Raw genomic sequence first — 262 nt, forward strand, 5'->3', positions numbered from 1 at the left:
AAAGCTGTGGAGGCAATCGGTCGTAGTGCAGGTGGACTCAGCACTAAAATTCATGCAAAAGTTGATTCCTTTGGGCAATTGGTAAATAGTCTTTTAACACCAGGCCAGGTTCATGAGAGTCAAGTCGCTCACGAGATTTTTGCCGATGAGGGTTGTGAGTTTTTTCTGGCAGACAAAGCGTATGATATTGATGCTTTTCGGCAAAGTTTAGATAAAAAAGGTATAACATCAGTTATCCCCAGCAAACGAAACCGTTTAAATC

1 protein-coding gene is annotated in these 262 nt (G+C 41.6%); it reads left to right on the forward strand.

Annotated elements, in window-relative coordinates; genetic code table 11:
- A partial coding sequence (locus Lwal_RS13225) for a transposase (RefSeq protein WP_157066287.1) occupies positions 1 to 262 on the forward strand: 262 nt, incomplete at both ends.

The organism is Legionella waltersii, assembly GCF_001468085.1.
Classification (GTDB): domain Bacteria; phylum Pseudomonadota; class Gammaproteobacteria; order Legionellales; family Legionellaceae; genus Legionella; species Legionella waltersii.